The 17,615-nt window shown below is 45.0% G+C and carries 19 protein-coding genes; 3 read left to right on the top strand and 16 right to left on the bottom strand.

Annotation, left to right across the window (positions count from 1 at the left end; translation table 11 throughout):
- Positions 1-17: 17 nt before the first annotated feature.
- The 11 genes from EGI32_RS18140 to EGI32_RS18090 form a co-directional block, all read right to left on the bottom strand.
- Positions 18-503, bottom strand: a complete 486-nt coding sequence (locus tag EGI32_RS18140; RefSeq protein WP_255156847.1) for a Spy/CpxP family protein refolding chaperone — start codon at positions 501-503, stop codon at positions 18-20.
- Positions 496-771, bottom strand: a complete 276-nt coding sequence (locus EGI32_RS18135) for a hypothetical protein (RefSeq protein WP_255156828.1) — start codon at positions 769-771, stop codon at positions 496-498. Before EGI32_RS18135 ends, EGI32_RS18140 begins: the two co-directional genes overlap by 8 nt.
- A 31-nt stretch (positions 772-802) precedes the next feature.
- On the bottom strand, positions 803-1,342 hold the full coding sequence (locus EGI32_RS18130; protein WP_255156826.1) for an RNA polymerase sigma factor: 540 nt from the start codon (positions 1,340-1,342) through the stop codon (positions 803-805).
- A gap of 181 nt (positions 1,343-1,523) precedes the next feature.
- A complete protein-coding gene (locus EGI32_RS18125; RefSeq protein WP_255156824.1) occupies positions 1,524-2,072 on the bottom strand; it encodes a hypothetical protein in 549 nt (182 codons plus the stop codon).
- Between the two features lie 3 nt (positions 2,073-2,075).
- The gene (locus EGI32_RS18120) at positions 2,076-2,708 is read right to left on the bottom strand and encodes a LysE family translocator (protein WP_255156822.1); all 633 of its coding nucleotides are present in this window, start codon (positions 2,706-2,708) and stop codon (positions 2,076-2,078) included.
- Between the two features lie 19 nt (positions 2,709-2,727).
- Entirely contained in the window at positions 2,728-4,269 is a 1,542-nt protein-coding gene (locus EGI32_RS18115; protein WP_255156820.1) for a GH3 auxin-responsive promoter family protein, read from the bottom strand.
- Between the two features lie 166 nt (positions 4,270-4,435).
- Complete coding sequence (locus tag EGI32_RS18110; RefSeq protein ID WP_255156810.1) at positions 4,436-4,921, bottom strand: hypothetical protein; 486 nt, start codon at positions 4,919-4,921, stop codon at positions 4,436-4,438.
- 63 nt (positions 4,922-4,984) lie between these two features.
- Entirely contained in the window at positions 4,985-6,232 is a 1,248-nt protein-coding gene (locus EGI32_RS18105; protein ID WP_255156808.1) for a DNA/RNA non-specific endonuclease, read from the bottom strand.
- A 186-nt stretch (positions 6,233-6,418) separates the two neighbouring features.
- On the bottom strand, positions 6,419-7,837 hold the full coding sequence (locus EGI32_RS18100; RefSeq protein WP_255156806.1) for an MATE family efflux transporter: 1,419 nt from the start codon (positions 7,835-7,837) through the stop codon (positions 6,419-6,421).
- Positions 7,838-8,026: 189 nt separating this feature from the next.
- Positions 8,027-8,584, bottom strand: coding sequence for a DUF1415 domain-containing protein (locus EGI32_RS18095; RefSeq protein WP_255156804.1), 558 nt, complete (start codon positions 8,582-8,584; stop codon positions 8,027-8,029).
- 2 nt (positions 8,585-8,586) lie between these two features.
- The gene (locus EGI32_RS18090) at positions 8,587-8,793 is read right to left on the bottom strand and encodes a VF530 family DNA-binding protein (protein WP_255156802.1); all 207 of its coding nucleotides are present in this window, start codon (positions 8,791-8,793) and stop codon (positions 8,587-8,589) included.
- Between the two features lie 136 nt (positions 8,794-8,929).
- Between EGI32_RS18090 and EGI32_RS18085 the strand changes: the two genes are divergently transcribed.
- Positions 8,930-9,424: a histidine phosphatase family protein gene (locus tag EGI32_RS18085; RefSeq protein ID WP_255156799.1), complete on the top strand. Its 495-nt coding sequence runs from the start codon at positions 8,930-8,932 to the stop codon at positions 9,422-9,424.
- A gap of 25 nt (positions 9,425-9,449) precedes the next feature.
- Here EGI32_RS18085 and EGI32_RS18080 read toward each other — a convergent pair whose 3' ends face one another.
- Positions 9,450-9,914 carry a GNAT family N-acetyltransferase gene (locus EGI32_RS18080; RefSeq protein WP_255156797.1) on the bottom strand — a complete coding sequence of 155 codons (465 nt, stop codon included), beginning with the start codon at positions 9,912-9,914 and terminating at the stop codon, positions 9,450-9,452.
- 179 nt (positions 9,915-10,093) lie between these two features.
- On the bottom strand, positions 10,094-11,107 hold the full coding sequence (gene recA, locus EGI32_RS18075; RefSeq protein ID WP_255156795.1) for a recombinase RecA: 1,014 nt from the start codon (positions 11,105-11,107) through the stop codon (positions 10,094-10,096).
- A 481-nt stretch (positions 11,108-11,588) separates the two neighbouring features.
- On the opposite strand from recA, the gene EGI32_RS18070 reads away from it, so the two are divergent.
- Together EGI32_RS18070 and EGI32_RS18065 are read left to right on the top strand one after the other, a co-directional pair.
- Positions 11,589-13,238 carry an MFS transporter gene (locus EGI32_RS18070; RefSeq protein WP_255156794.1) on the top strand — a complete coding sequence of 550 codons (1,650 nt, stop codon included), beginning with the start codon at positions 11,589-11,591 and terminating at the stop codon, positions 13,236-13,238.
- 114 nt (positions 13,239-13,352) lie between these two features.
- Positions 13,353-13,646, top strand: a complete 294-nt coding sequence (locus EGI32_RS18065) for a DUF6814 family protein (protein ID WP_255156792.1) — start codon at positions 13,353-13,355, stop codon at positions 13,644-13,646.
- A 100-nt stretch (positions 13,647-13,746) separates the two neighbouring features.
- On the opposite strand, the gene EGI32_RS18060 is transcribed toward EGI32_RS18065, so the two are convergent.
- From EGI32_RS18060 to EGI32_RS18050, 3 genes are all read right to left on the bottom strand, one after another.
- Positions 13,747-15,114 carry a chloride channel protein gene (locus EGI32_RS18060; RefSeq protein ID WP_255156790.1) on the bottom strand — a complete coding sequence of 456 codons (1,368 nt, stop codon included), beginning with the start codon at positions 15,112-15,114 and terminating at the stop codon, positions 13,747-13,749.
- 174 nt (positions 15,115-15,288) lie between these two features.
- Positions 15,289-15,921, bottom strand: a complete 633-nt coding sequence (gene can / locus EGI32_RS18055; protein WP_255156788.1) for a carbonate dehydratase — start codon at positions 15,919-15,921, stop codon at positions 15,289-15,291.
- 71 nt (positions 15,922-15,992) lie between these two features.
- The gene (locus tag EGI32_RS18050; protein ID WP_255156786.1) at positions 15,993-17,570 is read right to left on the bottom strand and encodes a SulP family inorganic anion transporter; all 1,578 of its coding nucleotides are present in this window, start codon (positions 17,568-17,570) and stop codon (positions 15,993-15,995) included.
- Positions 17,571-17,615: the final 45 nt, after the last annotated feature.

Raw genomic sequence — 17,615 nt, 5'->3', positions numbered from 1 at the left:
CTGCGTTGGGTTTTGGTTTATTCGGGTGGACCATCCGGATGTGGCGGCCTGTTTTTTACTGGTGAAAAATATCCTGCAAGGTCATCGGTCAGTTGTTCAAAATACGCGGCCTGTGAGGGTTTGCATAGTTTTTTTATATCCAGGAAGTGATTGTAATGAACAGTTTCAATTTCTTTTTGTAACGCTCCGAGCTTTTCCTGCAGGGAATCCTTTGTTGGCGACGCGTCTTTCGTAAGCGTTTTATATAATTCGTTTTTTGTTTCGCGGATCTCACCATCCAGCCGGCGGATAGCTGACCGGTGCTGCTGTATCAGGTCATCATATGCCTGCACCTGCTGTTTATCAAAATGCAGGCGCTCTATGATAATATCTGCGGGGCCTTCTCTTCCGGCCATGCCGAGCGGGGGGCGATCAGGTTTACCATAGAACAGCCATGCCAATACAGCCATGTTAATAAGCAATAGCCCGATCACCGCTATCTGCAATAGTTTCAGTTTACTCATGGTACAGTTCATTTGAAGATGATAACTGCATTCCCTGTACCATTTCCGTCACGCCTTTGGACCCTTTATTGCCGGCCTGCCGCATTAAAACTGCCACGTTAAGGGCTAGCAATACTGCTGCGGCAGCTGCAAAACCCCATTTCCACTGCACCGGAACAACATTGTAGCGAAGCGCATCCACCGCAGTACGAATGCGGTTATCCATCCCCGCGGGCACTTCCTGCCGGCTGATGCGCTTAAGTTTGTCCAGTTCGTTTTCTATATTCATGATTCCTTCTTTTATGTATACGAGATAAATTTTAAAACCCTTCGCGGGCATCCAGTTTTTTTTGAAGTGTATTTTTAGCCCTTTGCAAAAGCGATTCCACGGCTTTGACGCTGATCTCCATGATGGCTGCTACTTCCCGCTGCGTGAGATCTTCAGATTTCAGCAGAAGCAAAACCGTTTTCTGGTTATCCGGAAGTTCGTTGATGAGTTTAAGCAAACTGTTCAGTTGCTCCTTGTCTTCCGCTGCAATGCCGGGGTGAGTACTTACCACCTCATCAAACTCCGGTTCGTTGCTGTCTTTTTTGAAAAGGCTAACGACAAAGCCTAAACGCTTTTTCGTCCTTTTTGCCCTCGCAGCATCAATGCATTGGTGGATGGTTACTTTACAGACCCATGTTTTAAGCGAAGACAAACTGCTGTCATGTGTGGACAGCTGCTGGTAAATTTTGATGAAGACTTCCTGGGTAATGTCTTCCGCGTCGCGGTAATTCTGTACATAATTCAACGCTAGATTATACACGAGCTTTTTATAAGCGTCATATACTTCTTCAAAGCTTGAATTGCTGTTCATTAATTAAGCAGGTTGCTGTGTAGTAGGGGGCACGCGGGAAGCGGCCGGTTTTGGTAAACACCAATATAACCTTAGTTTAGTAAAGAAGCAAGAGAGTATGGAATATTCAGGTGAAAGATCGTTTTATCACGGTTAAAATTTCCTGTCGAAACCGGATAAATGTAAGGAATTAGCGCTTCGCTTACTTTGCTGTACCCATGTATTGCAGGCGGTACCCTTTTTTGCCAATGACGATTCCTTTGCTTCCGGACTTACTCATGAAATATCCTGCAGTAGCTAACCCTGCGGATGTGGCCATGAGACCGCCACTGAATTTTTCGCGGTCTGCAAGATATATTACGCCACTGGCGAGTGTGAGCAGGATCCCGCCACCAAGCAGGGCTGCACCACTGCCGCTTACATTGAAGTTTTTTTGTTCTTTGCCAAACGATCTTATCTGGCGATAATCATAGGCATAACGAAAGCTGCCGACTGTATCGAGTATGAAAGTGCCGATGGTAGTAGGAATGCGTTGCACGATGAATTCCTGTATAAAAATACTGTCGTGCTTTATTTTGTTGATCAGCCCGTTGCGGTAAGCGCCGTTAGTGGTCATGAATTCAATGTTGGAGCCCGCAAAAAAATTCTGCACCGTCCTGTTCCTTTTTTTCAGCATGATAAAATCCGAGCCCTGCGCATGAGCATGCGACGTAAAAAAACAGGTGATTGAAATTATTACCAGGCGCAACATATATCAGGGATGTTTTGTGGTGTAAACAACACCGATGATCAATGCCACGCCGAAGATCAGGAAAAGCAATCCGGATATCTTATTGACGATGGCGATATTCTTATCATCCAGTTTTTTCCGGAGCTTCCCTGCAAGATTTATTTTCAGGAAGTCTGCGGCGATATTCATTCCAAGGCAAATGGAAAATGTAGCGATGATATATTCTACCGGTTTTCCTGCAGAGTTGGTGGCAGCCGCCAGCCACAGGGCAATCACGCCGGGGTTCAATGTATTTAACAGGAAGCCGGTGATGAACAGTCGGGCGTGTGTTGAATTCTTGATGCGTACCCCTTCGTCGAGCTCGGCCTTCGTGTGATATTTTTTGAAAAAGAGATAATACACCCCGAGTGTAATGAGGAATATTCCACCGGCAGAGCCGATCTGTATCTTATAAAATTTGAGTGTTTCGAGCAAAGCGCCAAAAAGATTGGCGGTGATCACCCATAAGATATCGCTGAGCCATACGCCGGAGATGAAATAAAAGGCGCTGGCCAGTCCGTAATTTATCCGCAGCTTGATGATGGTAAAAATTACCGGCCCCACCGAAAACACCAATGCCAACCCCAATAAAAATCCAGAAATGATGGCTTGTGTCATTCAATAAGTTTTCAGCAAATTAAGAAGTTTTTTTAACGCCGGCAGCAACGAACTGTTTCCATTCTTCCATCATTTTCCCTTTTACCACCCGTGGGAATTTATGCTGGCCGCCAACTTTCCCTTTCGCCTCCATGAAATCCATGAAGATATGTTCGGGTAAAACGTGTACGGTTACCGCTTTCAGCGCATGTTTCCGTTCCACTTCGTAATCGTCGTTGAGTATTTTGAGCTTGGCATCGATGAGTTCTGCCAATACTTTTTCATCTACTTTGTCATCAGTGCCTACAAACCATTCGTGAGCGAAAAAAGATCCGTGCGGCACTCCGGCAACTGTGAATTCCGGAATAGAAATATTCAGTTCCGCGGAGGCCATTTCTATCGCGCCATTCATATTGTCTACACTCAGATGTTCGCCCACCAGGCTAAGGAAATGTTTGGTGCGGCCGGTAATGATGATCTCGCTTCTTTCTTTATCCACCAACCTCACCGTATCGCCGATGGCATAGCGCCAGGCACCTGCATTGGTGCTGATGAGTATGGAATAATCTTTATGCTCTTCGATCTCATGGATCATGTACACTTCAGGATCTTCCACCATGTTTCCTTCGCTGTCGAAATTATTATCATCGAAAGGAACAAACTCAAAGAAAATATTATTGTTCAGCGAAAGCTGCATACCACGTGTTTCCTGGCGGCTCTGGTAAGCTAAGAACCCTTCGCTGGCAAGATATGTTTCGATGTAAGTCAGCGGCTTGCCCAACAGTTTTTCGAACCCTTTTTTATATGGCTCCATGGCAACGCCGCCATGCACATAAAAAGAAAGGTTCGGCCACATTTCGTGGATATTATTCAGTTTGTAACGTTCTATTATTTTTTCGATGCACAGCTGCAGCCAGGCGGGCACACCAATAATAAAACCGATATCCCAGTTAGGCGCATTTTCCACCACTTCTTCGAGTTTCCTGGACCAGTCTTTTTCGCGGGCGATCTTTTTACCCGGTTTATACAACCCCAGGCCGAGAAACCAGAATGGGATATTTTTTTGCTGGATGCCGCTGAGATCGCCTGCATAATAAGTGGGGCCCTTTTGCAGCTGCGTACTTCCGCCAAGCATCAGCCAACCTTTGCCGATAGCGCTTTTATTGATCTTTTCGTAACGCGTAAGGCTCAGCAACTGCTTGAAACTCGTAATGGTATTGCTTCTTATCAGGTCTTTTGTGATGGGGATATATTTGCTCGCCGCTTCGCTGGTGCCGCTGCTGAGTGCAAAATATTTGATCACTCCGGGCCAGCACACATCCGGAATACCTTCCAATGTTTTATACCACCAGTCGTTGTATATCTTGCTATAATTATATGTAGGAACAAGCTGCTGAAATTTTTTGCCGGGATGGCGGCTCAACAGTATCTCATCAAATTTATACAGTTGCCCAAACTGTGTGAACCTTGCTTTGCGCAATAGTTTTTTCAACACTTTCAATTGCTGCCGTCTTGCATCGCTAACCGGTAAATTTAACGCCCGGGCAATCGAATTGGGAAGTTTAATGTCGAAAATGGCCATTAAGAAATAGTTATTTTAACAAATATAGGTAATGGACATGAACAATTACAACCGTGTATCATTCTAACTTGTTATCGCTTAGATAGTTTCAAGGACTAATTCCCTAAAGGGAAAGCGCAACAGCATCATCCGCTGTTGCGCCAGTATAAAAAATTCAAGTTGCATCTTAATGCCCGTTCCTGAACACATACAGCGACAGTCGGGTGTGATAAAGATCCGCCTTCAGCAGTACATATACATCCTTTGAATAATCCAGCGTGATCGTTTTGCTGTAGTCATCTGCTTTTTTCTTATCCACTTTCAGATCTTTACATGCTGTAAGGATATCTACATATTTATCATATTCTTTCAGCAAGCTTTCCTGGTTAAACCTGTATTTGGAAGACATTTCGTAAAAATGATACCCGGTAGGTCGCCAGTTGAAATACGGAGAATCAAAATCATCCATTGCCGGAAAACTATAATCCGTACCGATCTCTATATCACCGGGCTTTTTCCCGTTTATTTTTTTCATCATCTTGCCCAGCGACTTGTAAAAATCCTTGTCGTCAGCTGTATTGATGGTATTATGATTTTTGAAAATGGTCGCGCTGCTATGCGCAACCGAAATACAGGAAATAGCCAGAAGTGTAGCTAACGCGATTTTTCTCATACGTGTTTTTTAAGTTTAGATTAAAAAAGCGTTTGTAAGATACCGTTAGTTCCGCTATTTTCCCTACTGAATTTTTAAAGCCGCTTCATTTTTGATATACATGGCCGGTGTGCCTCCAAGATCGATCACTTTTCCTTTTACACAAATGATCCTGCCTTTCAGTATTTCTTCGGGTTTATAACTGAAGTTGGCAATGTCTTCTTTTTTGATGAACACGGTAAATATCTGGTTAGGGAATTGTTTATCCAGGTTCAGCAAAATGTTTCCTGCCCTGCTGACGCGTGCCCCCACTACCGTTCCACAAACATTGATCTCTTCATTGCGGTTGGCCGATTCTTTTGCCACCAGCGTATTGAAATGGTTACGGGGCAATTTTTCCTGCGGCAGCGGCTCTACATCGGCGCCGTTGCTTTGCGGCAACCAGTCTTTAGCATTCTGCTGGCTCTCTACCTGGCTTTGCAGTTCAGGCGATAATTTCGAAAAGAAATCAAGCCCTGTCTGTTTCTCCACTTCATCAATTGTTACTGCAAAACTTTGCAAAGGTTTGGTGATGGCTTCATTGGGCATGATGAAACCGATGCCCTTTTTATTCTGTACATCAACAATCACTTTGAAAAACTTTTTCGGTATGCTCACTTTGTTTACGCCGCGGGTGATGACGGGCAAACCGTCTTCGAGGAAAGGCCCGGTAACCACATATAGCTGTGCTTTAGGATTGCGGTAAATGTAACCACGAACAGCATCTTCAAGATCGCCCCATTTGCCGCGGTTGAAATCGGCAAGCTGCGGCGACATGTTGGAATAAAAATAAGATTCGGACAATGCCTTCTTCGACCAGCGGAAATCTGCCGACGGAGCAAGGTGGCCGCGGTCAAAACCAAAACCATCGTAAACGACCACACTATCTGCATTCATCGATTTTAAAAAATAGTCGGCTTCCACTGCGCTCCCGCTTCTTACAGCAGAATCCACGCGGAAATCATTGGTTCGAAAAACCACGCCGCTGATCACATCCGGAATGATGATATGCGCCACCCAACGGGCCTGTTTGAATTTAGGAGAAAAATCCAGGTAGTAGGCAGCGTGTTTGATCAGCTCCTCGTCGGGGTGCACCGCAGGTAGCCCGATATCCAGCAGGTCGCCTTGAATTTTTTCCAGCTTCAGCTCCTCCAGTTGTTCCAGTAATGCCTGCCTCTTTTTTTCAAGTGCAGCCAGTTCGGATGTGGTGGAATTGATTTTTTCTGAGACCGGTTGTGCGTACGATAGCGCATAAGCGGAAACAAAAGCGGCCAGCAGGAGTATTTTTTTCATCGACTTGTTTTTGGTGAATTCAACACAAAATGCCGGGTTTTTTCCCGGATAATAATGTAAAAATCCTCAACACAAGTTATGATATAAGATGAATAAACACAGATTAAAAAATGATTCCGCTGATTCCGCAGAGTTTTGATATGTTAATCAGCGGAACCTGCGGAATCATTTAAAATCAGCGTTTCATTACACTTTCTTCAGCTTCCATTTTCCCTTACGGAAAAGAATAAAAGACACGATGGCGATCATGGTTTCGGCAATGGGTATCGCCATGAATACCCCTATAGGCCCGAACTCCAGCACTTTTGCAAGCGTATAAGCTAAGGGTATCTGAAAAAACCAGAAGCAGAAAAGGTTTACGATCGTGGGGGTTTTGGTGTCGCCTGCGCCATTGAAGGCATTGGCCATTACCATTCCTATTCCATAAAAGATATATCCGGCGCTGATGATCCTCAGTGCCTGCACGGCATATCCCGCTACGGCTTCTTCTTTGGTAAAAAAGCCGATGATCCATGGTGCGCCAAACAGGAAGATGAACGAAACAGCCCCCATGAAAATGGCATTGTACCTGGCTGTTTTGAAAACAGACTCTTCCGCCCTTTCCGGTTTTTGTGCACCAAGATTCTGCCCTACCAGCGTTGCGGCAGCATTACTCATCCCCCATGCGGGTAAAATAAAGAAGACCACGATGCGCAAAGCGATCTGGTATCCTGCGGATGCTTCGCTGTGCCCGGTGTCGGCCACCAACCTGGCTAGAATTATCCAGCTCCCCGAACCGATGAGAAATTGTAAAGTTGCCGGCCAGGCAATGTCGATGAGTGAGCGTATGGTTGCCCAATCCGGTACAAGATGTTTTATGGCAAATTTTATAACCCGCCTTCCATTGAACAGGTGATAACATTGATAGAACACACCAATGCTCCTGCCGATGGTAGTGGCAAGTGCCGCACCGGTAAGCCCGAAAGCAGGTATTGGCCCAAGCCCGCGTATCAGCAAAGGACAAAGTATGATGTTGCAAATGCTGGCAAGACAAAGACTTTTTAAAGCCATCATCGCATCGCCGGCTCCTCGAAAAATACCATTGATGAGAAAAAGCAGCATGATGACCATACTGCTGCCCATCACGATCCGGGTATAGGTTGTTCCGGTTTGTACTGTTGCTTCTTCTGCCCCCATTACCCGCAGGATATCGGGCGCAAAGATCGCTCCCGTAATACTGATGACGAGGGTTAGCGCAATGGAAACCATAATGGCCTGCATACCGGCTTTGGAAGCTGCATCGGGATTTTTTTCACCAATACGCCGGGCGACAATGGCGGTTGTAGCCATGGCAATACCAATGGCGATCGAGTATACAATAGTTATCACCGACTCGGTTAGGCCCACGGTAGAAGTGGCGTGCTTTCCCAGGTGGCTCACAAAAAATATATCCACCAGGGCGAATACACTTTCCATGATCATTTCGAGCATCATGGGTATCGCGAGCAAAATAACGGCGCGACGGATGCTGCCGCTGGTATAATCCTGCTCCCGGCCGTTGAGCGATTGTTTGATAAGATTGAAAATATTAGCGGTACGGCTATTCGTAGTATGTATAGTAGACATTACTTTTCTGTTTAAAAAATAACTAATAAATACGGGATGCATGCGGCACCCTGCGGGAGATCCGCCTGTAAAAAATTGTGCTTAAAGAGATGGTTTTTGAAATGGCAAAAACCTTAACAGATGTTCATATGTCCTGCTATTTTGAAGACTGCAAAGATGTAAGAATTATTTAATCCGAACTAAAAAGATTTAACGAACGGCATTATTTATTGCTGACTGGCGAAGCTGCTGCATTTGAGCGAGGCCTTTTTGGGTGGCAAAACCGATGTTTCTCTGCGGGATATCTTCCACATTGGGGTAGCTTTCAATCGCTTTGGTTACGCGGGCTTCGCGAAGCAAATGAAACATGGGATAAGGAGAGCGGTTGGTGTAATTGGCCGGGTCGTCGTTGCCGGCTCCCGCAAAAAGATAGGCCGGATGAAAGCTGGCGATCTGGTAAACGCCATCGTACCCTTCATCTTCCAATAATGCTTCCGCAAGGTCCAATAATTGGAGGTAAACGGTAAAAGATGCGGCGGCTTTAGGTAAAATGAGCAGACTGGTTTCGATGCCGGGATCGTTCTTCATCAGTTCAAACAACTTTGCCAATGCTTCCAGCACTTCTTTTTTTCCTGCAGCCTCTTCCACTTCATAGTGAATCGTGTCCCGTTTTATTTCCCGCCCTGCAAAAGGACAGAAATTGCAGCCGATGACCACATCGACGATCCATTGCCTGGTTTGTGCTATGATAGTTTCGGCGGTTGACATATTTATAAGATACTGATATAAAGGTCTTCTACTTTTTTTCTTGCCCAGGGGGTCTTGCGTAAAAAAGTGAGGCTTGATTTAATACTTGGGTTACTATTGAAACTATTGATGCGGATCATTTTTCCAAGTTCTTCCCACCCGAAATGCGCCACCAGTTCAGTTAGTATAAACTCAAGCGTTTTGCCATGAAGTGGATCGTTGGAAGGCATCGTTTTTGTGTAAAGGTAAGGGTTACCACAGAGGAAAAAAGAGGTAATACACAGAGTTTTACTGAGAAATTAAAATTCCCTGAAACTCTTTGAAAATAACTCCGCGTACCTCTGTGGTTTTTATTAAATTGGTATTATGAAAACATTACTGGTAGTGCGCCATGCAAAAAGCAGCTGGGCCAATATCGGCGAAGCCGACTTTGACCGTTCATTGAATGACCGTGGAAAACGGGATGCGCCTGATATGGCCATGCGGCTGGTGAACAAAAAAATAAAGATCAATGCCTTTATCAGCAGTCCGGCCAAAAGGGCGAAGATGACGTGCGAAGCTTTTTGCAGCGTATATCAGCGGGATAAATCCGAAATCGTTTTCGTGGATAAATTATATCATGCGCCCAGCCATATTTTTTACCAGGTGATCGATGAACTGGAAACGGATGCGGACACGATCGCGATTTTTGCGCACAACGGCGGGATCACTGATTTTGTGAATACACTCTGTAAAAACGCCTCTACGGATAATATGCCTACCTGTGCTGTATTTGCAGTGCAGGCTGATATTGAAAGCTGGAAAGATTTTGGAAATGCGGAAAGGAAATTTTTGTTTATGGATTACCCGAAAAATAATTGATAATTGATAATTACCGAAGCGAAGCCTAAAGAGTCCGTTTAAAATAGATGACGGTTTTATTGGGGTTGTGGTAATAGGCAGGAATTTCCCGAAAGCCGGATTTTTTATAGAGGTTCATCGCGGGTATCATGGTGCTGAGGGTATCGAGCACCAATGACGTGTAGTTGCAATCTTTCGCCAGCTGAAGCGAACGCCTTACCAATTCACTGGCAACCCCTTTTCCCTGGTGCGATGGCTTTACATACATACGTTTCATTTCGGCGGTTTCACTATCGTGTTTCCGGATACCTACGCAGGCTATGTATTCTTCACCTTCTTTACATAAAATTATTCCTCCTTCGGGCAAACGATACATTTGTTTTATGCCGGATAATTCTTCTTCGAAATGCTGGAAAGAAAGGTCGATGTTGAGCCAGGAGGCATATTCTTTGAAAAGGGTTGCCGCGGCAGAATAGTCCTCCTTTGTAGCTGCGATTATGTATTGGGGCATTTTATTATTTTATGCAAGATAAAATACTTTTGGGTAGTCTACTCCGGGTTGACTACCCGTGGTAGTCAACCCGGAGTAGACTACCCGACTCATCAAAAACAAAAAACCGTCCTTAGAAAAAGACGGTTTTTAATACTTAATAACCCAACTAAAAAAATATATAATAAGTCCCGGGCAGATTATGAACCCTGGTTCTCTTTGATCTTCTCCCTGATCTTTGCTTCGATCTCATTGGCCATTTCGGGGTTGTCGATCATCAGTTGTTTCACTGCTTCACGGCCCTGGCCGAGTTTATCGCCATTGTAACTGAACCAGCTACCGCTTTTTTGTACAATGCCGAGTTCAACTCCCATATCGATAATCTCTCCTACTTTAGAAATACCTTCGCCATAGATGATATCGAATTCCGCCTGGCGGAATGGTGGCGCCACTTTATTTTTTACCACTTTCACCTTGATATGGTTACCGATCACTTCATCGCCATCTTTGATCTGGGTCTGCCTGCGGATATCCAGCCTTACGGATGCATAAAATTTCAGTGCATTACCACCGGTAGTGGTTTCGGGATTACCAAACATCACCCCGATCTTTTCACGCAGCTGGTTGATGAAAATACAGCAGCTGTTTGTTTTGGAGATAGTAGCCGTAAGCTTACGCAATGCCTGGCTCATCAGCCTTGCCTGTAGCCCCATTTTGCTGTCACCCATTTCGCCTTCCAGTTCTCCTTTTGGCACTAACGCGGCTACCGAATCTATTACCACCACATCCAGCGCACCGGAGAGGATCAGCCTGTCGGCGATTTCCAATGCCTGTTCGCCATAATCCGGCTGAGATATCAATAAATTGTCGATGTCGACCCCTAATTTTTGAGCATAATTACTATCGAACGCGTGTTCCGCATCGATGAATGCGCACATACCGCCTTTTTTCTGCGCTTCTGCAATCACATGAATGGCCAGGGTCGTTTTACCGGAAGATTCAGGGCCATATATTTCAACTACCCTTCCTTTTGGCAAACCACCAATGCCCAACGCCATGTCCAACCCGATAGAACCTGTAGAAATCGCTTCCTGTTCTACCACCCCTTTATCGCTCATCATCATTACCGATCCTTTGCCGAAATCTTTGTCGATCTTATCCATCGTCAATTTCAGCGCCTTAAATTTTTCTGATTTTTCCGTGTTGCTACTCATTGTTTTGTTTTTTAGTGATGTATCTGTTTTTGCTTGTAAATTTATGTGGAAACAAATGTAAAACTATAATTTGAATTAAACTAACATATTTAGCATTTATTTTGATAATTTTTTTAGTTTTATTTTTTCGGGCAAAAAAAAGCCCATTCCGAAGAATCGGAACGGGAGTGTGTTCAAGCATGAGAATAAATAAGTTGTTTTCAAAGTTTCCCGATAGCTCGGGAGAGGACTGCAAACGGGCCTATGTGATAAGGTTGATTAATTTCTGACACAAAGAGAACGAAAATTAATTGACCCGACAATACCCTAAAGCGGGTAATTTTTTTACAGCTATTTAAAAAAATTAAAAAGTTGGCAACAAAAAATTCATTTCCGTAGAGATATTATATTATTTATATGTATAAAAATTACATGTCGGCAACATCCGCATTGCCTTTTACTATAACTTTAAAAACATCTTTTACCAAACAACTGAGCCATAATGAGCAGTCCTGAAAAATCCGGTATCGGCAAGATCATCTTTTCTTCTTCATTGGGTACGCTCATCGAGTGGTACGACTTTTACATTTTCGGCAGCCTGGCTACCGTGATCTCCCAACAATTTTTTCCCGAAGGGCAGGGCACCGCTGCATTGCTTTCCACGCTGGCGATTTTTGCCGCAGGCTTTATCGTACGTCCGTTTGGTGCATTGGTATTCGGCCGCATCGGCGATCTCATCGGACGTAAGTATACTTTTTTACTCACGCTTGTATTGATGGGCGGCTCCACATTTCTTATCGGCATCATTCCCGGTTATAAAAGCATCGGCATGCTGGCACCCATTTTGGTTTTGCTGCTCCGCCTCGTGCAGGGGCTGGCACTGGGCGGAGAATATGGCGGTGCCGCCACCTATGTTGCCGAGCATGCGCCTGTTGGCAAACGCGGTTATTATACCAGCTGGATACAGACCACCGCCACACTCGGGTTATTCGTTTCGCTGGGGGTTATCCTGCTTACAAAAAGCAGCATGAGCAATGAAGCTTTCAATGCCGAATGGGGTGGATGGCGCTACCCGTTCTGGGTAAGCATCCTGCTGGTGGTGGTATCTATATATATAAGGATGAAGATGAGCGAGTCGCCGATCTTTGCGAAGCTGAAAAGTGAAGGCAAGACTTCCAAAAACCCGCTGAAGGAAAGTTTCGGCCACAAGGCAAATCTGAAGATGGTGCTGCTGGCGTTATTTGGCGCCGTGATGGGACAAGGGGTGATCTGGTACACCGGACAATTCTACGCACAAAGCTTTCTGGAAAATGTGGTGAAGATAGAGTTTGCACAAAACCGTGAGATCGTGCTGTGGGCAATCGGGTTGGCAACGCCTTTCTTCTTGGTGTTTGGTGCGCTGAGCGATAAGATCGGGAGAAAATGGATCATGCTGACCGGGATGCTGCTGGGGGTGATCTTTTACCGGCCGATTTTTGGGACGTTATTGAAAGATGCGGATGTAACTACATGGGATAAAAATAAATCAGCTGCCCAAACTGAGCCCTTTAAAGAATATCAAACCGCTGATAAAATCACTAATAATAACACAACCAAAATTGTATCTCATATAGAAACGTTTGTCGTTTACAGAGGAATTGCTTTTAAAGAAAGAAGAAGCGATACCGCGATTTTTGAAAATAATAATAACCAATATAAATGGACAATTTTGCCAGCATTGACTTCGCTTCGCGATACTGCTTTGCTAGACATGAAATCATATCGGAAAGAGGGAATAGATTTTACAAAAATGTTCAGCGTTGATAAAAAAATAGTCTATTCAGATAAAATCTTACCAACTTATCTCAAAATAAAATTCATCGCCCTCGTCTGGGTCATGATCATTTTTGTAACGATGGTATACGGACCGATCGCGGCATTCCTGGTAGAATTATTTCCAACGAAGATCCGCTATACTTCCATGAGCCTTCCTTACCATATCGGCAATGGTGTCTTCGGCGGGTTGGTGCCATTCATCGCAACGCTCATAACGACGTTCAAAGGATCAACACCTTTGTCGGGGCTGTGGTACCCGATCGGGGTGGCAGCAGTTTGTTTTGTGATCGGGTCGATCTATCTCAGTAATAAGAAGGATGAGAATGTGATGGACTGAAAAATTTTGATTACAAGAATTGGCGAAGGGATTGCTTTGCTTCATACCTCGCAACTCCTGGCAATGACCCGCCATTCAGCATTAAATAAATAATTCAATTTTTAAACTTATAAAATGAATCATTTAAAAAAATACCTGGGCGTTATCTGGATACTCCTCGGCCCGGCAGCGATCGTTTTCATGATCCTGCAGGCGATTGAAAAAGTAGGCATCGCAAACAGTAAAGCCGCAGCTATCAGTGATGTGGCTTTAAGAGCTGCCGCCACCGGCGAAGCACACAACACGTTGCTTCAATGGAGCATCATCATCATCATTTTTGTTCCCATCGCTATCGGGATGGTGATATTCGGGAAGTATTGTTTGAGTGGGGAATATGATAGGCTTCCGGAGTCGAGTATGGATATCTGAGTGAAGAAATGTATGATGTGAGATGTATGATATCTTCAGGTTGGAAATTTATTAAAAAAACTGCAGGTCGTTTCATCCGAAAGACATCTCACATCATACATCATACATGCTCTTTTTCTTCTTTCAATATCTCGTGTTTGTATTGATATTTCAAATGGTCGTAAAACGAATGCTTGTCTATGAGCACCGATACCAGGTTTGCCACCAAACCCGCCAGCATCAGGTGAAAGATCACATTATGCCGGTCGGTCATTTCAAGAACAAGGATCGCGGAGGTAAATGGGGTACGGGTGACGCCGGTTAAAAACCCTACCATGCCGCAAAGTATCAGCAGGTTGCTATCGGTGGGCGACAAGGCAAACCACCCCGACATTACCGAGCCGATGCTGGCTCCTGCACTCAACGCCGGCGCAAACACACCTCCTGCTCCTCCCGTAGTGAAGGAGATGATGGGGCCGAATATGCGTAAAAACGGGGTATACCAGCTTACATGTTTATCAGCGGTAAAAAGTGTTTGTGTCATTATCTCCTTTCCTGAACCAAATACATCCCCGCTGATGAAATACGCCATGGTAGCCAATACCAGTCCGGCAATTACAACGAAAATGACGTGACTATATTTGTATGTGAACGTTGACTTCCATTTGAAAATACCCAGGATAATTTTTGCCATTCCGCTGCCGCCGAGCCCGGCGATGACCGCAACGGGGACAAGGAGCAGGAACATCCATGAAGACAAATGTTGTACGTCGGGATAACCGAGATAAAGGTATGGCCCGAGAATAGCCTGTGCCGTAAGGCCGGCAATGATAACCGCAGTAAACAATGCAGTCTTGAAATAACTGATATGTGTTTTGGTCAGTTCTTCCACAGCAAATACGATTCCCCCCAAAGGTGTATTGAAAGCGGCTGCCAATCCTGCCGCTGCTCCGGTCATGATCATATTGCGTTTGGAAACTTTTGGCCACCATTCCGGTAGCCATTCATTTATTTTGCGGAAGATGGATCCTGCTATCTGAATGGTTGGCCCTTCCCTGCCGATCACGCCTCCCCCCATCACCATCACCACGCTGGACACTATTTTCACCACTACAACCCGCAGGCTAAGCAACTTGTTGATCTTATGATGCTCTTTCGGGTTAGCCAGCTCAATGGCCGCCATCACCTGCGGTATGCCGCTTCCACGGGAGTATGGTGAGTATTTTTTCACCAGCCACCACGACAATAAAAAACATAAAGGCGTAATGATAAAAAAAAGCCACGAAGTATGATGGAAAATATAAGAAGTGCCTTTTTCGGCGAGGGCAAATAATTTTGCATACCCTACCGCTACAAGCCCGGTAATCAATGAGCCGATCCAGAAAGGAAGCGCCTGTAGTACATTATGCTTTAAACGCTCGCTCCTGATATTATCAAAAGATCGTTTTAACCGTAGTCGTAAAAAGGAGAAAATGTTGCCTGAAGCCATATCTTATCTTTCTTGCAAAAGCCATGGAAGAAGTGATTAGCCCTGCAAAGATAAGATAGATGTATGATGTGAGATGTATGATGTATGATTTCTTCAGGCTGGAAACTCATTCATAAAATGATAGTCGTTCCATCCGAAAGACATCATACATCTCACATCATACATCATCCATTTTTACAGATTATCGTATTCATACAACGGATCGATCTTCGATTCAGCATCCATCTCACACACCGGCTTGATGATACCGTCCGTTAATCCGTATACCCAGCCATGCAGCTGCGGGCGTTTGTTCTTTTTCCATGCCTGCTGAATGATGGAGGTTTTCGCCAGGTTGAACACCTGCTCGATCACGTTCAGCTCTACCATCTTGTTCACCCTTTCTTCTTCTGTAGGTAATACGTCTACCACATCACGTTGATGGCGGTAAGTATCCTTGATCTCTTTCAGCCAATGGTTGATGATGCCATAATGGTGATTCTGCATCGCCGCTTTCACACCACCGCAGCCATAATGGCCGCATACGATCACATGTTCCACTCCCAGCACTTCCACTGCATATTGCAATACGCTGAGCATGTTGATATCGGTATTTACCACCAGGTTCGCGATGTTGCGGTGCACGAATATTTCCCCTGGTTCGGTTCCGGTGATCTTATCTGCCGGTACACGGCTATCGGCACAGCCGATCCACAAAAATTTAGGTGTTTGCTGAGCCGCAAGGCGCTTGAAAAATTCAGGGTCGCTGGTTTGTTGTTCTGCTGCCCAGGCCTTGTTTTCTAAAAGTAACTTTTCGTAAGCTTGCATATATAAAATTGTTGATTGATTAATGATAAAATTGTTGATGATTTTTTATTTCAAATTTCTTATTGCTTATTCTAATGAGCGGAATCGTCTACATTAAATTGTTTCGTATCTATCAGCTGGTGCGATTCGTTGTACATGCTTTTATTCAATGTAACACCGATATTTTTCAGGGCTGCATGCGCTGTAAATTCGTTGATCGTTTCAATGATATCCTTGTCGATGAATTCCGCTTTGGTCAGATCTATCATCAGTTTCGAATTTTCCGGGATCGCTTCGAGCTCTTTTTTCAGTTTTGGTTTGCTGAAAAACGAAATGTCTTTCCGTAGCCTGATCAGGTAGTAATCCTTGTCTTTTACTGTGAAGATCGCTGTACGGAAGTTGCCGCGGATGATGTAGAAAATACCGGTAGCGATACCGATCAACACACCCTTCAGCAGATCGATGCGTACGATGGCGATGATAGTAACAATGAACGGAATGAACTGGTCCCATCCGCGTTTATAGTAATCTATGAACAAGGTCACTTTTGCCAGTTTGTACCCCGTAAAGATCAGGATGGCTGCGAGTGCCGCCAGCGGGATCATGTTGAGCATGTTGGGAACAAAAAATACGCACAGCAGGATCAGTACCCCATGTAAGATAGTACTCACTTTTGTTTTAGCCCCTGCATTCACATTCGCGCTGCTTCGTACGATCACACTGGTTACGGGCAACCCGCCAAGTAGTCCGCTCACGATGTTACCCGTACCCTGCGCCACCAATTCCCTGTTGGAAGGTGTCGCCCTTTTCAGCGGATCGAGTTTATCCACCGCCTCGATACCCAGCAAGGTTTCCAGCGAAGCCACCAATGCCAGTGTGATGGCGGTAAACCATACATCCGGATTGGTGATCGCCGACCAGTCGGGCAGTTTGAAGAAAGAAAGGAATTCTGCCGCACTTCCTGCTACCGGGATGTTTACCAGCTGCGCTTCTTTATTGGTGAGTTTATGATCGAGGTCGCCAAGGAAAATGTTGATCAATACCCCCACTATCACCACTACCAACGGGCCGCTGAGGATGTTGAAGATCTTCTGCTTTTTCATCCATTTTGTTTCAAAGCCGATCAGGATCAAAATCCCCAATATGCCGATTGCCACCGCGATAGGCGTAAGATGGTTCAGCGAATTGAGCACGGAAGAAAAAGTATTTTCACCGGAAGCCTCAATGAATGTTTCATCCCCCTCAAAGCTGGTCTTGTAACCTACCAGGTAAGGGATCTGCTTCAGGATAAGAATGATACCGATGGCCGCGAGCATGCCTTTGATCACACTGTTTGGAACATAATCGCCAATCACGCCCAGCTTGAATATACCCATGATGATCTGCAGGATACCAGACAGTACAACGGCCAGGAAAAACGCTTCGATCACCGGCATTTTTAAGATCGCTGCCGCAACGATGGCGGTAAGTCCCGCAGCGGGACCACTCACGCTCAACTGGCTTTTACTTATAAAACCTACCACAATACCACCCGTCATACCGGCTATAAGCCCGGTAAATGGCGGTGCGCCGCTGGCAACAGCCACGCCCAGGCAAAGCGGTACGGCCACAAGGAATACAACGATTGATGCAGGCAGATCTGAGCCTACACCCTGAAAATATTTTTTCATTATTATGCTTTAGTAAATTAACAGGAAATACAAGGCATGACAGTG

This window comes from Ferruginibacter sp. HRS2-29 (assembly GCF_024343615.1).
Classification (GTDB): Bacteria; Bacteroidota; Bacteroidia; order Chitinophagales; family Chitinophagaceae; genus Ferruginibacter.
Note: the sequence above shows the minus strand (reverse complement) of the source record. Positions and strands in the feature narration are given on the sequence as shown.

Coding starts and splice junctions, on each gene's coding strand:
- EGI32_RS18140 (WP_255156847.1), bottom strand. CDS start 503: ATGAGTAAACTGAAACTATTGCAGATAGCGGTGATCGGGCTATTGCTT.
- EGI32_RS18135 (WP_255156828.1), bottom strand. CDS start 771: ATGAATATAGAAAACGAACTGGACAAACTTAAGCGCATCAGCCGGCAG.
- EGI32_RS18130 (WP_255156826.1), bottom strand. CDS start 1,342: ATGAACAGCAATTCAAGCTTTGAAGAAGTATATGACGCTTATAAAAAG.
- EGI32_RS18125 (WP_255156824.1), bottom strand. CDS start 2,072: ATGTTGCGCCTGGTAATAATTTCAATCACCTGTTTTTTTACGTCGCAT.
- EGI32_RS18120 (WP_255156822.1), bottom strand. CDS start 2,708: ATGACACAAGCCATCATTTCTGGATTTTTATTGGGGTTGGCATTGGTG.
- EGI32_RS18115 (WP_255156820.1), bottom strand. CDS start 4,269: ATGGCCATTTTCGACATTAAACTTCCCAATTCGATTGCCCGGGCGTTA.
- EGI32_RS18110 (WP_255156810.1), bottom strand. CDS start 4,921: ATGAGAAAAATCGCGTTAGCTACACTTCTGGCTATTTCCTGTATTTCG.
- EGI32_RS18105 (WP_255156808.1), bottom strand. CDS start 6,232: ATGAAAAAAATACTCCTGCTGGCCGCTTTTGTTTCCGCTTATGCGCTA.
- EGI32_RS18100 (WP_255156806.1), bottom strand. CDS start 7,837: ATGTCTACTATACATACTACGAATAGCCGTACCGCTAATATTTTCAAT.
- EGI32_RS18095 (WP_255156804.1), bottom strand. CDS start 8,584: ATGTCAACCGCCGAAACTATCATAGCACAAACCAGGCAATGGATCGTC.
- EGI32_RS18090 (WP_255156802.1), bottom strand. CDS start 8,793: ATGCCTTCCAACGATCCACTTCATGGCAAAACGCTTGAGTTTATACTA.
- EGI32_RS18085 (WP_255156799.1), top strand. CDS start 8,930: ATGAAAACATTACTGGTAGTGCGCCATGCAAAAAGCAGCTGGGCCAAT.
- EGI32_RS18080 (WP_255156797.1), bottom strand. CDS start 9,914: ATGCCCCAATACATAATCGCAGCTACAAAGGAGGACTATTCTGCCGCG.
- recA (WP_255156795.1), bottom strand. CDS start 11,107: ATGAGTAGCAACACGGAAAAATCAGAAAAATTTAAGGCGCTGAAATTG.
- EGI32_RS18070 (WP_255156794.1), top strand. CDS start 11,589: ATGAGCAGTCCTGAAAAATCCGGTATCGGCAAGATCATCTTTTCTTCT.
- EGI32_RS18065 (WP_255156792.1), top strand. CDS start 13,353: ATGAATCATTTAAAAAAATACCTGGGCGTTATCTGGATACTCCTCGGC.
- EGI32_RS18060 (WP_255156790.1), bottom strand. CDS start 15,114: ATGGCTTCAGGCAACATTTTCTCCTTTTTACGACTACGGTTAAAACGA.
- can (WP_255156788.1), bottom strand. CDS start 15,921: ATGCAAGCTTACGAAAAGTTACTTTTAGAAAACAAGGCCTGGGCAGCA.
- EGI32_RS18050 (WP_255156786.1), bottom strand. CDS start 17,570: ATGAAAAAATATTTTCAGGGTGTAGGCTCAGATCTGCCTGCATCAATC.